The sequence below is a fragment of the Limnobaculum parvum genome (assembly GCF_003096015.2).
In the GTDB taxonomy this organism is placed as follows: Bacteria; Pseudomonadota; Gammaproteobacteria; order Enterobacterales; family Enterobacteriaceae; genus Limnobaculum; species Limnobaculum parvum.
Genome location: NZ_CP029185.2, coordinates 300,001 through 315,110 on the forward strand (window position 1 = coordinate 300,001; position 15,110 = coordinate 315,110).

The 15,110-nt window shown below is 46.8% G+C and carries 8 protein-coding genes, 2 tRNA genes and 2 rRNA genes (1 of these 12 running past the window's edge); 5 read left to right on the forward strand and 7 right to left on the reverse strand.

All coding sequences use genetic code 11. The features are described from left to right. The 4 genes from HYN51_RS00795 to rrf form a co-directional block, all read left to right on the forward strand. Positions 1-29, forward strand: a tRNA-Ile gene (locus HYN51_RS00795); it begins 48 nt to the left of the window's first position. A 132-nt stretch (positions 30-161) separates the two neighbouring features. Next, positions 162-237, forward strand: a tRNA-Ala gene (locus HYN51_RS00800). A 216-nt stretch (positions 238-453) separates the two neighbouring features. Next, positions 454-3,359: ribosomal RNA gene (locus HYN51_RS00805) — 23S ribosomal RNA — on the forward strand. Positions 3,360-3,481: 122 nt separating this feature from the next. Next, positions 3,482-3,597, forward strand: a 5S ribosomal RNA gene (rrf, locus tag HYN51_RS00810). Between the two features lie 272 nt (positions 3,598-3,869). On the opposite strand, the gene fdhF is transcribed toward rrf, so the two are convergent. From fdhF to HYN51_RS00825, 3 genes are all read right to left on the reverse strand, one after another. Continuing rightward, entirely contained in the window at positions 3,870-6,014 is a 2,145-nt protein-coding gene (fdhF, locus tag HYN51_RS00815; protein WP_108901112.1) for a formate dehydrogenase subunit alpha, read from the reverse strand. A gap of 39 nt (positions 6,015-6,053) precedes the next feature. Continuing rightward, positions 6,054-6,593, reverse strand: coding sequence for a 4Fe-4S dicluster domain-containing protein (locus HYN51_RS00820; protein ID WP_108901113.1), 540 nt, complete (start codon positions 6,591-6,593; stop codon positions 6,054-6,056). Positions 6,594-7,141: 548 nt separating this feature from the next. Further along, complete coding sequence (locus HYN51_RS00825) at positions 7,142-8,044, reverse strand: LysR family transcriptional regulator (RefSeq protein WP_108901114.1); 903 nt, start codon at positions 8,042-8,044, stop codon at positions 7,142-7,144. Positions 8,045-8,179: 135 nt separating this feature from the next. On the opposite strand from HYN51_RS00825, the gene HYN51_RS00830 reads away from it, so the two are divergent. After that, entirely contained in the window at positions 8,180-8,920 is a 741-nt protein-coding gene (locus HYN51_RS00830) for an SDR family oxidoreductase (protein WP_192878427.1), read from the forward strand. 83 nt (positions 8,921-9,003) lie between these two features. Here HYN51_RS00830 and HYN51_RS00835 read toward each other — a convergent pair whose 3' ends face one another. The 4 genes from HYN51_RS00835 to HYN51_RS00850 all read right to left on the reverse strand — a co-directional run bounded on the left by HYN51_RS00835 (position 9,004) and on the right by HYN51_RS00850 (position 15,092). Beyond that, positions 9,004-9,243: an acyl carrier protein gene (locus tag HYN51_RS00835; protein ID WP_108901116.1), complete on the reverse strand. Its 240-nt coding sequence runs from the start codon at positions 9,241-9,243 to the stop codon at positions 9,004-9,006. A gap of 1 nt (position 9,244) precedes the next feature. Next, positions 9,245-10,957 (reverse strand): AMP-binding protein, encoded by a 1,713-nt coding sequence (locus HYN51_RS00840; RefSeq protein ID WP_108901117.1) that lies wholly within the window; start codon positions 10,955-10,957, stop codon positions 9,245-9,247. Positions 10,958-10,968: 11 nt separating this feature from the next. Further along, the gene (locus HYN51_RS00845; RefSeq protein WP_108901118.1) at positions 10,969-11,529 is read right to left on the reverse strand and encodes a GNAT family N-acetyltransferase; all 561 of its coding nucleotides are present in this window, start codon (positions 11,527-11,529) and stop codon (positions 10,969-10,971) included. 503 nt (positions 11,530-12,032) lie between these two features. Beyond that, on the reverse strand, positions 12,033-15,092 hold the full coding sequence (locus HYN51_RS00850) for an autotransporter outer membrane beta-barrel domain-containing protein (protein WP_108901119.1): 3,060 nt from the start codon (positions 15,090-15,092) through the stop codon (positions 12,033-12,035). Between the last annotated feature and the right edge of the window lie 18 nt (positions 15,093-15,110).

The window sequence follows — 15,110 nt, forward strand, 5'->3', positions numbered from 1 at the left end:
CGGTGGTTCAAGTCCACTCAGACCCACCAATTCTACTTACCCTTGCATCTTTCGCTGCTGCGTTACTCATGTGCTAACGCACACTGCGTTATTCACAACGAAACCTGCTGTGGTTAAGCGAATTGGTGCCGGTAAATCAATAAGATGTCTCTGTTCTTTATGGGGCTATAGCTCAGCTGGGAGAGCGCCTGCCTTGCACGCAGGAGGTCAGCGGTTCGATCCCGCTTAGCTCCACCATAAAGAAAGAATCTTTAATCGTGCTAAAACTATTTCAGAGTGTACTGACGAAAGTCCGTGTACTGTGGAATATTTGCTCTTTAACAATCCGGAACAAGCTGAAATTTGAATCCTCAGCCAATCGTGAGTAATACACTGACACGAATTTGGCTGAGCGAGTCTCTCAATTTTTCGCGACTTAGAAAGTGACTCGCAAGAGACACCTTCGGGTTGTGAGGTTAAGTGACTAAGCGTACACGGTGGATGCCTAGGCAGTCAGAGGCGATGAAGGGCGTGCTAATCTGCGATAAGCGTCGGTAAGGTGATATGAACCATTATAACCGGCGATACCCGAATGGGGAAACCCAGTGCAATCCGTTGCACTATCATAACATGAATACATAGTGTTATGAGGCGAACCGGGGGAACTGAAACATCTAAGTACCCCGAGGAAAAGAAATCAACCGAGATTCCCCTAGTAGCGGCGAGCGAACGGGGAGGAGCCCAGAACCTGAATCAGTTTGTGTGTTAGTGGAAGCGTCTGGAAAGTCGCACGGAACAGGGTGATAGTCCCGTACACCAAAATGCACAAGTTGTGAGTTCGATGAGTAAGGCGGGACACGTGACATCCTGTCTGAATATGGGGGGACCATCCTCCAAGGCTAAATACTCCTGACTGACCGATAGTGAACCAGTACCGTGAGGGAAAGGCGAAAAGAACCCCGGCGAGGGGAGTGAAATAGAACCTGAAACCGTGTACGTACAAGCAGTGGGAGCCTACTTTGTTGGGTGACTGCGTACCTTTTGTATAATGGGTCAGCGACTTATATTTTGTAGCAAGGTTAACCGAATAGGGGAGCCGTAGGGAAACCGAGTCTTAACTGGGCGTCAAGTTGCAAGGTATAGACCCGAAACCCGGTGATCTAGCCATGGGCAGGTTGAAGGTTGGGTAACACTAACTGGAGGACCGAACCGACTAATGTTGAAAAATTAGCGGATGACTTGTGGCTGGGGGTGAAAGGCCAATCAAACCGGGAGATAGCTGGTTCTCCCCGAAAGCTATTTAGGTAGCGCCTCGTGAACTCATCTTCGGGGGTAGAGCACTGTTTCGACTAGGGGTCCATCCCGGATTACCAACTCGATGCAAACTCCGAATACCGAAGAATGTTATCACGGGAGACACACGGCGGGTGCTAACGTCCGTCGTGAAGAGGGAAACAACCCAGACCGCCAGCTAAGGTCCCAAAGTCATGGTTAAGTGGGAAACGATGTGGGAAGGCATAGACAGCCAGGATGTTGGCTTAGAAGCAGCCATCATTTAAAGAAAGCGTAATAGCTCACTGGTCGAGTCGGCCTGCGCGGAAGATGTAACGGGGCTAAACCATGCACCGAAGCTGCGGCAGCGATACGAAAGTATTGTTGGGTAGGGGAGCGTTCTGTAAGCCTGTGAAGCTGGACTGTGAGGTCTGGTGGAGGTATCAGAAGTGCGAATGCTGACATAAGTAACGATAAAGCGGGTGAAAAGCCCGCTCGCCGGAAGACCAAGGGTTCCTGTCCAACGTTAATCGGGGCAGGGTGAGTCGACCCCTAAGGCGAGGCCGAAAGGCGTAGTCGATGGGAAACAGGTTAATATTCCTGTACTTGGTGTTACTGCGAAGGGGGGACGAAGAAGGCTAGGCTATCCGGGCGACGGTTGTCCCGGTTTAAGCGTGTAGGTGGGTCGATTAGGTAAATCCGGTTGACTATTAACACTGAGGCGTGATGACGAGCCACTACGGTGGTGAAGTAGTTGATGCCCTGCTTCCAGGAAAAGCCTCTAAGCTCCAGGTAACATTAAATCGTACCCCAAACCGACACAGGTGGTCAGGTAGAGAATACTCAGGCGCTTGAGAGAACTCGGGTGAAGGAACTAGGCAAAATGGTGCCGTAACTTCGGGAGAAGGCACGCTGACGTTAGGTGAAGAGACTTGCTCTCGGAGCTGAAGTCAGTCGAAGATACCAGCTGGCTGCAACTGTTTATTAAAAACACAGCACTGTGCAAACACGAAAGTGGACGTATACGGTGTGACGCCTGCCCGGTGCTGGAAGGTTAATTGATGGGGTTAGCGTAAGCGAAGCTCTTGATCGAAGCCCCAGTAAACGGCGGCCGTAACTATAACGGTCCTAAGGTAGCGAAATTCCTTGTCGGGTAAGTTCCGACCTGCACGAATGGCGTAATGATGGCCAGGCTGTCTCCACCCGAGACTCAGTGAAATTGAACTCGCAGTGAAGATGCTGTGTACCCGCGGCAAGACGGAAAGACCCCGTGAACCTTTACTATAGCTTGACACTGAACATTGAGCCTTGATGTGTAGGATAGGTGGGAGGCTTAGAAGCGTGGACGCCAGTCTGCGTGGAGCCAACCTTGAAATACCACCCTTTAATGTTTGATGTTCTAACTTTGACCCGTTATCCGGGTTGAGGACAGTGTCTGGTGGGTAGTTTGACTGGGGCGGTCTCCTCCCAAAGAGTAACGGAGGAGCACGAAGGTTAGCTAATCACGGTCGGACATCGTGAGGTTAGTGCAATGGCATAAGCTAGCTTGACTGCGAGAGTGACGGCTCGAGCAGGTACGAAAGTAGGTCATAGTGATCCGGTGGTTCTGAATGGAAGGGCCATCGCTCAACGGATAAAAGGTACTCCGGGGATAACAGGCTGATACCGCCCAAGAGTTCATATCGACGGCGGTGTTTGGCACCTCGATGTCGGCTCATCACATCCTGGGGCTGAAGTAGGTCCCAAGGGTACGGCTGTTCGCCGTTTAAAGTGGTACGCGAGCTGGGTTTAGAACGTCGTGAGACAGTTCGGTCCCTATCTGCCGTGGGCGTTGGAAGATTGAGAGGGGTTGCTCCTAGTACGAGAGGACCGGAGTGAACGCACCACTGGTGTTCGGGTTGTCATGCCAATGGCATTGCCCGGTAGCTACGTGCGGAAAAGATAACCGCTGAAAGCATCTAAGCGGGAAACTTGCCTCGAGATGAGTCTTCCCTTGGACCTTGAGTCCACTGAAGGAACGTTAAAGACTATGACGTTGATAGGTCGGGTGTGTAAGCGTAGCGATACGTTGAGCTAACCGATACTAATGAACCGTGAGACTTAACCTTACAACACCGAAGGTGTTTTGATGAGAGAGACGAATTTAAATTTCAGCGAATGTTCAGGATTGGAATGGATGGTTGTGCGGGATAGCGATATCGTAGTGCAACGGTTCATGAAACGGAATATGCCTGGCGGCGATAGCGCGGTGGTCCCACCTGACCCCATGCCGAACTCAGAAGTGAAACGCCGTAGCGCCGATGGTAGTGTGGGGCTTCCCCATGCGAGAGTAGGGAACTGCCAGGCTTTAATTAAGAGAAACCCTCAGCGAAAGCTGGGGGTTTTTTGCTTTGGTGCAGATACCGTTCGTTACTCGAGAGCGTAGGACAAACTGGCGAAACAGGTTTGAATAATGCAAAGCGTTGACCCAAAGGGCGAATGACGGCGTCATTCATAAACTACCAAGCTTTATTAAGAAGAACCTCAGTCGACAGGCTGAGGTTTTTTGCTTTATAGAAGGGGCAAAAGATCAAGAAAAAGGGCCGAGAAATCAGCCCTTATCCATACAATATCAGTCGTTAGACTTCTGCTGCCTGACGTAACCGACTTTTTAACGCGGTGTACTCTTTCTGCACATAGCTTTCCGCCCAATTTTGATCGGTAATTGCCTCGAGCTTAACGGCACAATGTTTGAACTCTGGCGTTCTGGATATTGGGTCCAGCTCATCCAGCGTTAGCTTGTTACAGGCACCAATCCACCATTGGTAGGTCATATAAACAGCGCCTTTATTCGTACGATCGCTAACGGCTGCTCGGCTGATGACTTTACCCCGGCGAGAAGAGATCCAAACCAATTGTTGGTCGCGAATGCCCAACTCAGTAGCATTCTGCGTGTTGATCTGAACATAGCCTGGTTCATCCGCCAGTGTTTGTAGCGCGGCGCAGTTACCCGTCATTGAACGGCAGGAGTAGTGACCCACTTCCCGCACGGTTGCCAATGCCAACGGATACTCTTCGTCGGTAAGCTCCATCGGTGGCCGCCAGTCGGTAGCATACAGTTCACCTTTTCCACTCGGTCGGTTAAATTTGCTGCCAGCAAACAGATATTGCGTTCCCGGATGATCCAACGTTGGGCATGGCCACTGCACATAGCCTAAACCTTCCATTTTCTCATAGGTCGCACCATAGTAAATTGGGCACAGCTCGCGCAGTTCGTCCCAAATCTCTTTGGTGTTGCTGTACTTCATTGGATAGCCAAGAGCGGTGGACATCAGGCAGATAATATCCCAGTCGGTTTTTACATCGCCCTTAGGTTCAACGGCTTTGTAGAACCGCTGGAATCCACGGTCGGCACTGGTATAAACCCCTTCATGCTCACCCCAGGAGGTGGCCGGGAAGATAACGTCAGCCATCGCTGCCGTCTGGGTCATAAAGATATCCTGAACGATAATCAGCTCGAGAGCTTCAAAACCCTGACGCACTACCGACAGATCTGGCTCGGTTTGCATTGGATCTTCACCCATCACATAGAACGCTTTTACCTTACCGGAAATCGCGTTATGCGGCAGTTCGCTGAGAGGATATCCTTTTTTCTCTGGAATTGACTCAACGCCCCAGGCTTTAGCGAATTTCTCGCGGGCAACGGGATCGTTGACATATTGATAACCCGGCAGGGTATCAATCAGTGCTCCCATGTCGCAGGCGCCCTGAACGTTGTTTTGCCCCCGTACTGGCGCAACACCCACATTAGGACGACCAATATTCCCGGTTAGTAATGCCAGACTGGTTAAACAGCGGACGGTATCAACCCCTTGCCCCCACTGAGTTACCCCCATGCCCCACAGAATGGTTGCTGATGGTGCAGCAGCATACATGCGGATAGTTTCACGGATCTGCTTCGCGGATAATCCGGTGATAGTTTCAACATATTCTGGGGTATATTTCTCAACGTTCTTGCAGTATTCCTCAAACCCTTCGGTATGATTTTCAACAAACTCTTTGTTGTACAGATTTTCGCTGATTAACACGTTAGCAAAGGCATTCAGTAGCGCAACGTTACTGCCGTTTTTCAACGGTAGATACATATCGGCGATACGTGCCGTTTCGATATAGCGTGGATCGCAAACAATTACTTTGGCACCCTTTGCTTTGGCCTTTAAAATACGGCGCGCAACAATAGGGTGAGAATCTGCGGCGTTATAGCCGAAGATAAGCAGACATTTGGTGTCTTCCATTTCAACAATGGAGTTACTCATTGCGCCATTACCCACTGAGCGGTGCAGACCTGCAACCGAAGGGCCATGTCAAACGCGTGCGCAGCAATCCACGTTGTTGGTGCCAATAGCTGCACGGGCAAACTTTTGCATGATGTAGTTCACTTCGTTGCCGGGGCCACGAGATGAACCAGAGGTCATGACCGCATCCGGGCCGTGCTCTTCAATGATCTTTTTCATGCGGGAGCTGGCAAATTCGATTGCCTCGTCCCAGGATACGGCTTCTAACTCACCACCGCGCTGACGACGAATCATCGGTTTGGTCAGACGGGGGGTCAGAATTTTGGTATCATTCAGGAAATCCCATCCATAGTAGCCTTTTAGACAAAGCTCGCCCTGGTTGGTAACACCGTTGGCCCCTTCGGCGCCAACGACTCTCCCGCCATCAACCAACAGGTTGATTTTGCAGCCCGATGCACAATATGGGCAGACGGTAATAACTTTTTTCATGCTTGTTTAACTCCTCGAGCCAGTCGATATACTTGATGACTAAAAATGAATTTCTATGGCTTCATCCAGCGCAGCCCGTTCCTGTTTTTGCCGCATCATGGCATCTAGGGATTCTTGTGTGACTAAATGCAATGCATTAGTTGGACAGACCCTAACGCAGGTAGGGCTTTCGGCGACGCCTTCACAGAGGTCGCACTTCAGCGCTTCCGTTTTTTGTCGCTGGCTGGTTATAACGCCCGGAACAGTGACGCTTTTGGTCACAATACTCATGGCCCCGTAAGGGCAGGCGATAGCACAGGTTTTACAGCCAATACATTTTTCCTGAATAACCTGAATGCTGTTGTTACGTCTAACAATCGCGCCGTTAGGACATACTTCTGCGCAGGGAGCATCTTCACAATGACGACAAAGAATGGCGGTACTTACGGTTTGTCCTCTGACAACCTTGATGCGAGGGGCAAAGCTTTTAACCGACATATTAGCCACATCGCTATCAGCGCTATGAACCACCGCGCAGGCAACTTCACAGGTGCGGCATCCAATGCAGTTTTTCGGATCGGCAATAACGAACCGGTTCATACATGTATCTCCATTACTCGCTTTTGGCAGTAACCCGCCAGTAGTAAATCGTGTTTAAACGTTGGTATACCCGGCGTTAAGTATGCTCATCATTGACTAAGCAGGGTTCATGCCAGTTTTTCTTATTTTATAATTTGTTGAATTTTAATAACTAATACAACAACGCGAATGTGTGCCGAGTGCCGTAAGGCCATGCTATCGACAGATATTTCGGCAAATATGTCGATCAATCAGGCGGAATAGCTATTTGCAGGGTGAATAACGCCCTGACAAAAAACAATTTGCCTCAAGCAGTGATACACCAGATAAACAATGGCAATCTTGATATGCCGCAATATTCGGTATGATTCAGCACACTTGCCTATTTGATGGCTATCAAGTTGTGAATATGCCTGAGTTCACGTTCAGAGTGATATGAACTGTTGCCCATATTGTCCAGCGATTAAACGGAGGTTTATCACCGTTACTGCCGCCTTAATTTTATCCGTCATCGGAATAGCTTCTTTCAGTTGCTTAATCAGAACGCTGAGTGGCAAATATATGAGTATTCATAATGAACATTTCTGTGATAGAAATTCTGCCAGATAATCGAACAATGTCCGAATTCTCAATGATGTCGGCCCGCGTTGTGGTCGGTAAAGATAAAGTCCCCAGCTTGAGGATGCATTATCTTCTAGAATCTGAACTAAGCGACCGCTATTTAAGTAAGGCTGTGCTAGAAAGCTCGGTATATGTCCAAAACCGACGCCATCAAGTACGGCCTGAAACTCAGCTTCCACATCATCGGTAATAAAACGTGGATTTGACGGCGTAAAACTTCGTGTGTCTTTGAAATTCCATGGCCAGTAACGCCCAGTTTTATGATCAATCAGTGCTGTCAGCGGAAACGAATCCAGCTCATCAATATTTTTTGGTATTCCGATCTTATTAACTAATTCAGGGGCACCGACGGAAAAAAAATGGATTTTGGCCAGTTCGCGCGCTACATAGCGGTTATTGGGTAAAAAACCGAAACGAATACCAATGTCTATCCGTTCATCAATCACATCACTGTGTGTGTCCGTCAGGGTACAGTCCACGACAATATTTGGATAACTCAGGGAAAATTGCGTTAATGCCGGAATAATAAATTTACGCCCAAACACGGAAGATACCGTCAACCGGACGGTTCCCCGCATCTCATCTGATTTTTGTTGTGGTTTTACCATTAACAACCCATCGATAGCGTTAACAGCTTGCCTGGCATATTGAGCTAGGCGTTCTCCATCGGCAGTAATTTTCATCTGCCGGGTGCTCCGGTAAAACAAAATTTCACCGCGCTGTTGTTCGAGTTCTTTTACAGCACGAGTTACCGCTTGAGGTGAAATACCTAGAAGTATCGCAGCATCTTTGAAGTTTCTTGATTCCGCGACAGTATAAAATATACGCAACATTTCCAGTTTATTTTGCATAGTATTCCTAATTTGTCGATTTGGTTAATTCTATAATTTGGAATTATGAAAGTTATTATTTTCCATATATTTTAATAAAAGGGAATGGAATACTTGAATATCTAAATGTCTGTTCACCAAAACGAGGCTAATTCAATGAGTACTATCGGAAAGAAAGTTGTTGTTATCACTGGCGCAAGTAGCGGCTTAGGCGAAGCAACAGCGCTTCATCTTGCGGAAAAAGGTGCGATTCTGGTGTTATCTGCCCGTCGTAAAGAGCGTCTTGATGCACTGGTCGCTCTGATTGTTGCCGGTGGTGGTCATGCCATAGCGGTTAAGGCTGATGTTTCCAGTAAAGCCGAGGTGCAGAACATTATTGATAAGGCTGTTGAAGCCTTTGGCCGCGTTGATGTAGTGATCAATAATGCCGGATTGATGGCAATTGCACCAATAAGCCTAACTAAAACCGATGAATGGGACCGGATGATTGATATCAATATTAAAGGCGTTTTGTACGGTATTGCGGCTGCCTTACCGCTGTTTGAGAAACAAAAGTCAGGTCACTTCATTAATATTGCTTCAGTTGCCGGTATCAAAGTATTCAGTCCTGGAGGTGCAGTTTATAGCGGGACAAAGTTTGCGGTAAAAGCGATTTCGGAAGGATTGCGTCACGAAGTCGGTGCTCACATCCGAACTACCACCATTTGCCCAGGTGCAGTAGATAGCGAACTGAAACTGGGCGGTTCTGATGAGCAAAGTTCAAAAATGCTAGTCGATTTATACCAACAGGCTATTCCTGCTGATTCAGTAGCCCGTGCGATTGCGTATGCGATTGAACAGCCAACAGATGTTGATATCAACGAAATTGTTTTGCGTCCTACTTGCCAAGAGTTTTAATAAACAGTTTTTGATTTTTCGTAACAGCTGACAAAAATAGCGCCTGGATTGGCGCTATTTTTGTTAATAACTACGTAATCGGATTAGTTGTTGTAATTTCTTTCCAAAAGATCTGCCAGATCCGTCACCGACCCTAACTCTAGCCACTCTGCAACGGGCACTTCTTTTTTCAAAAAGCGTTCTACTTGCATCATGATGCTAGCGAAATCTACGCTGTCCAGCGTGGGTTTTAGCTGCTCAATCAGGCTGTCATCCTGAATTTGTTCCACTGGAATCGACAGGCAGCTTGATAGTATTTTCTTACTCTCATGTAGATAATTCATCTCAGATATGTCCCTCTGAATCGTAGATAATCGCCATATTACCAGACAAATACGCCTCTTTAGCCTGTGCTCTGGCCAGTTTGCCTGAAGAGGTTAACGGTAACTTCTGGGGGGTAAACAATACACTGGCCTGAACACCCGCAATTTGACGTGTCAGGTTTTGGATTGCTATCGTCAGTCGCTGAAGCTGAGTATGGTCTGCCACCAGCTCTTCGCTGACACTAACCAGAATTGCCATTCTCTCTTCTTGCTGCTCATTAATGCCGATAGTCGCCATGTTGTTGACGCCAATCTGTGGTATCGCTTGTAATAACGACCACTCTATATCTTGTGCCCAAATATTACGGCCACGAATAATAATGACATCTTTTTCTCGACCGCTAATAAATAACTGCTCTTGCCACAGATAGCCGAGATCGCCAGTATAAATATAGCCTTCGTCGTCTGACTCTATGGGAGCCTGGTCATCAATGTAACGGGTGATGATGCTGGGACCTTTTACCCAAATCTGACCGATTTCTCGTTCCGCAAGCCTGACTTGCGTGTTCCCATCAATGATCTTAACCTCAAAGCCCGGCAGCGCTTTACCGCAGGAGACGATAGGTTTTTGAATCAGCTCGCTGGTTAATGTGTCGATGACCGGCGGTTGATCCACGTCGGATGTTGTCACTGCTAGCGTTGTTTCTGTAAGCCCATAGCTTGGCAGGAATGACTGATACTGGAAACCGCTGCTGGCAAAGCAGCCAGAAAACATCTTCAGCATATCCGGGCTAATCAGGTCACCACCGATGCCAGCTACCCGCAATGAAGAGAGGTTGAGAGAGGGCTTATTATCACTTTCGGCATATTTTTTCATGGCAAACTGATAGCCAAATACCGGTGCAAAAGTAATTGCTGTTTTATACTTCGACATCAGTTCCAGCCAAATAAGCGGGTTCTGAGTAAAGTTCTCTGCACTTAGGCAATCGACGGTACGCTGCCCATAAACCGAGGCCAGAAGGAAGCCAATCATCCCCATATTGTGATGGAAGGGGAGCCAGTTAAATGAACGATCTTCCGGGCGCAGTTTCATGCCGTAGCGTAAAACAGCATAGATATTGGTCTGTAAATCACGTTGGCTTATCTGCACGCCTTTCGGGTACGTTGTTGAACCGGAAGAGAACTGAATATAGGCGGGTTCATCTGCGGTAAATGGAGCTAGCTCTGACGGATCCGGTTGATGAAATTGCTGTGCCTGATGAACAATATCGCTATACGCCAGCATTGGGATTGACACTGATTTACCAATAGCATCAGCAATAGATAGTGAACTGATAATAGCTTTAGCTTGAGAAGAGACAATAATTCTGTTTAATTTCTCAAGATAGGCTGGCATGCCGCCGAGATTAACAGTAAAGGCTATCGGGCAAGGTATTAACCCTAAATACTGACAGGCAAAAAACAGTAATAGAAAGTCAGGTGTCGTTTCTGCTATAAAAATCAGACGATCGTGACGGGAGAAACCTTGCTGCTTAAGTTGCAAGGCTACCCGCATGGATTGAGCCTGCATCTGTTTGTAATCCAATACGCCAGTTAACTGACCGGAAACATTGAAAAAATTAAACCCAGCTTCACCACCAGCGGCATAGGCTAACGCTTCTGTCGTGGTAGTAAAATCGCCATGTCGGATAGGGATACTGTTAAGTGTTGGTGTAACAACGAGTTCTGATGGCATAAGCGTAACTACTATTTATGTCGTAATGAAGCGAAGATTAGGATATCAACCCGTTCACCGTCGGGAGCAAGGCACTCCTCTTTAAGTACGGCTTCCAGATTAAAGCGTGGGTTCTTAACGAAGCAAAACAGCATACGTTTATTTTTAGCCAGAATACGTGCCACCATTTTATGCAGATCGCGATAAAGGTAGAAATGATCCAGTAAGGCGTCAATGGTAGCCCACAGGACGGTTTTTCCAGGGTATTCAGGTGCGCCAACGCCGGCGGTAATATGACCTACTTTATGGTTAAGATTGACATCAATGGTATAAAACCCCACCAATAAATTATTTTTCTTATCAAAGATGCCGATAAAGTAATTACGGTGGTTATCAAACTGTTTGGTGTACTCAGCTAGCTGCTGGTGGGTGAAGTTTAATGGTGGGAGGTTAAGACCTTCCATCATATCCTGACTGTTCATCCATCTCAGGAAGTCGGGTGTGACATCATTCGGCGTTAAACTACGCAACAAATATCCGTTGGTTTCAATATAAATCGGGATCCCTGCCAGATTGGGGGTGTTGGAAGTCATTTTTTCTCCCGTTTTGATTGCAGTTAATTATGTGGATTTTGCCCGGATACATCACGATGCTTCCGGAAAAGTTTTCGGTGTAACACTATCAGAAACGTCAGTTTATATATACCTTTGTCCCATGATCTTTAGTGTTATTAAAAACTTGACCGCTACACATGGTCTAGATATTGGTATCCGGAGTAACATTGATTTCAGCCCCCAGTTTTAAATATAGCTGTACCAGACTGATTGATGGGCCTACTACAATGAACCTGTTGGAATCGCGAACGTCTAATTTTGTTGTTGACGTTACACCATTATAAGCATGCGGCCTGCCAACATAGCTTCAGATTTTGGTGGGTTAGTTGCCACCCAGCGTGAACTGTGTGTTTGTCCAGTGACCAAGAGTGGTAAATAATCTGTGGCTAATATCGCTGACACTGAATAGAGGAAGATAGATCGATATAAAACCTTCATAAAGCTGCCGCAGCAAACTTCATGAAGGTTTTAATATTAGAGAATTAGAAATGCCAGTTTATATAGACCTTCGCACCATGATCTTCAGTATTATTTCCAATCTGGCCGTTATACATTACGCCGATATTGGTATCCGGGGTAACGCTGATCTCGGTTCCTGCTTCAAGTATGGCCACATCACGACTGATTGAGGTACCAATCACATTAAAGCTGTTACTATCACCGAAGTTTAAACTTGCCGTTGAGGTAACATCGCCATAAGCATGACGCCAACCAAGGTTGCCCCATAACTTAGTTACCTGACCGTTATCCAGTATAAAGCGTTGAGTGAAGCGATTACCCAGCGTGGTATAGACGATATCCAGATTATCATCTGGGCTATGTAGTTTGGCTTTACCACCACTTTCAGTGAAGTCATCGGTTTCAACATGTACATAGGCTGCGTCAACGTAAGGTTCGATAGTCATCGTGTCATTGATATCAAACTGGTAGCGCCCCTCAGTAAATACCTGAGCGGTCGAAGCGTTATAGTTGGCTTCCAGATGGTCTCTCAATTTCTGCAACTGAACGTAGCGATCGGTAGTGTAGTCATGCCAAGTATAGCCTACACCAGTATGTAAATTGAAGTTGCCCCACTGCCCTTTGGTGTAAGCACTCACATGGTAATCGTAACGATCGGCGCTTGAGGAGCGATCGGATACGGTAATATCGGCTTTACCATATCCACCAGCCAGGCCTACTTTCCAAGTATCGTCAAGGGACTTGTCTGCTCCCAAAATGACCCCTGCAATATTACGCTTCATTTTGGCGGCGTTATCAGTGTTGTCAAACGTACCCCAAGAAGTATAGATATGGCCCCAAGAACCGGTACCGACCGCCATATCGTGCAAGCGATTATTAACGGCTTCACGCAGGAAACGGCTGTCTTCCAATAAGGCGCTCTTAGTTGAGGCGTGAATTTCACCCGAGAGCTGATTTAGTACATCTTTCGCTGATTCTACATCAGGTTGAGAGATGATCTCATCTTTGATGTCACTATTTCCTTGTTCATCAACATTTCCTCCAATATTACATTCATTTGAGGTCATGTCTTTGGTGCAGATATCCTGATCGTTACGGGTGACAACTAAATAGGCATTATCAGCATCATATTCGTAGCCCATATTGACATAAGGTCGTGACTCCAACGGTCCAAATGCACCCGAAACGCCGCTGGTGGCACTGAGAATACGCCAACGGCTGTCCGGTACATACAGAACGGGTTCACCGCCTGCGATAGCAATGACACTGGCTCCGTTTAAAGTGGCACTACCATTGACCTGAATGACATCTGCATTGTAGGTATTAACTACATCACCGTTTGTATTGGTAGCAGAAGAGACAACGTCAGTAGAAAGGTGAGTCAAATAAGTTGAACCAGACTCCATCACTAAATTGCCGTTAATAGTTAGCGTTTCTGGTGCTGTGGAACCAAACTGACCAGGAGAGATAATACCGCCGCTGCCAATAGTGGCGTGGCCGACATTACCAATACCCGCTAAAGTACCACTGTTGGAGGCAAATATTGTGCCGCCCAATGTGTTATTAACCACCAGTGTGCCGCCAGTGATATAAGTTTTACCGGTGAATGCACTGCGATCGGTATTAAAGGTTGTCACACCATTAACTTGTTTAATGGAGCCTTGGCCTTCCGCACTGCTGACCATTTCGGTGTCAAACAGGTACTGGCCTGCATTATCTGTGTGGTTAAATACCACTGAACCGTTGCCGGCACCGAAGATAATTTGGTTAGCTTCCAGCGTACCCACGGCTTGAGCGGCCTGATTTTCTGCTGCACCAAAGTTTAAGCTACCCATCCCGTTAGCTTGATTGCCGAGATAGAGGTTGCCTAATACGCTATTATCCAGCTCTGGGTTAGTATAATTGTCGCTTGTTGAATTATTGTGTTCGACATAAGAAATCGCACCAATAGAGACTCGACCACCATTAGCGATAGTGACGTCACCGGAACCACTTTCACCAATTGACAGGCTACCAACTTTACTGAGTTGGTGTGTATAGGTTATGGTGTTTCCTGCAATATCCCAGTTGCTCTCTGTGCCAGAAATCAGTACAGAACCTTTACCGCCATCAATACCGATATAAGCGCCAGTTTGGTTTGGGTCCTGAGCAGTTGAAAGTGTCATTAAATGACCGCCATCCAAAACTAAAACAGAACCGTTACTACCTGTGCCGTTACCGACCTCTAATCCTTGGTTAAAGATGACTCGGCTTGGCGATGTCTCACCATTGTTTATTACAGAACCTGAAATATTCAGCGTACCTTGGCCCTGATTTAGACCGATAATTGCGGATGGTGAGGTGTATTGGTTAGGGCCCGGAGCAATTGTTGCTTTTCCTCCGGCAAGGACATTCATCGTTCCCTGACTACCAAGACCATCACCAAGTGTAAATACTGTTGTGGCCGTACTCCTACCTTCGGAGTCAACTTCAATCTCACTACTAATCGTGTTGAGTTCACCCTTGCCGCCATTAGATCCAATGTGAAGCTCTTGGGTTTTCATAATGGAATTGGATAATGTCTGGTCACTGATGTTTTTACCAGTTCCAAGCAGCGTTACTTTGCCATTACTGTTTAAGCCAGATCCAATATCTAGAGTTGCAAGATTACCAATCCGATCGGCAGACCTGATATCACCATGTTGATATTCAAATAATCCTGTTCCTGCATTACTGCCAACCACCAGTCTAGTACCATAACCCAACTGGTATATAGATTGTGAGTTATCGGTCATTTTGAGGCTTGCACTATTACCATCACCGTAACCCACAAATAGATAACCTGGACCGTATAATTGGTCTTGATCATCAAGAGTTAATTGAATCGTTTGACCATTAGTATTTTGTATATACCGATCATTATTCAGGTCATAAATGTTAGGGCTTGACCAATTAGCAGCATTTTTGAATTGGTTGTCGCCGCTACCATTAGTCCAGTAAATATCGTCTGCGTATGCAGGAATGCTGGATATTGTGGATAATATTCCTAACAGAACAATATTCTTTTTAAAAGCAAATTGTCGCGAGGGGTGTGCTTTTTTCATAAATAAGCATTTCCTTAT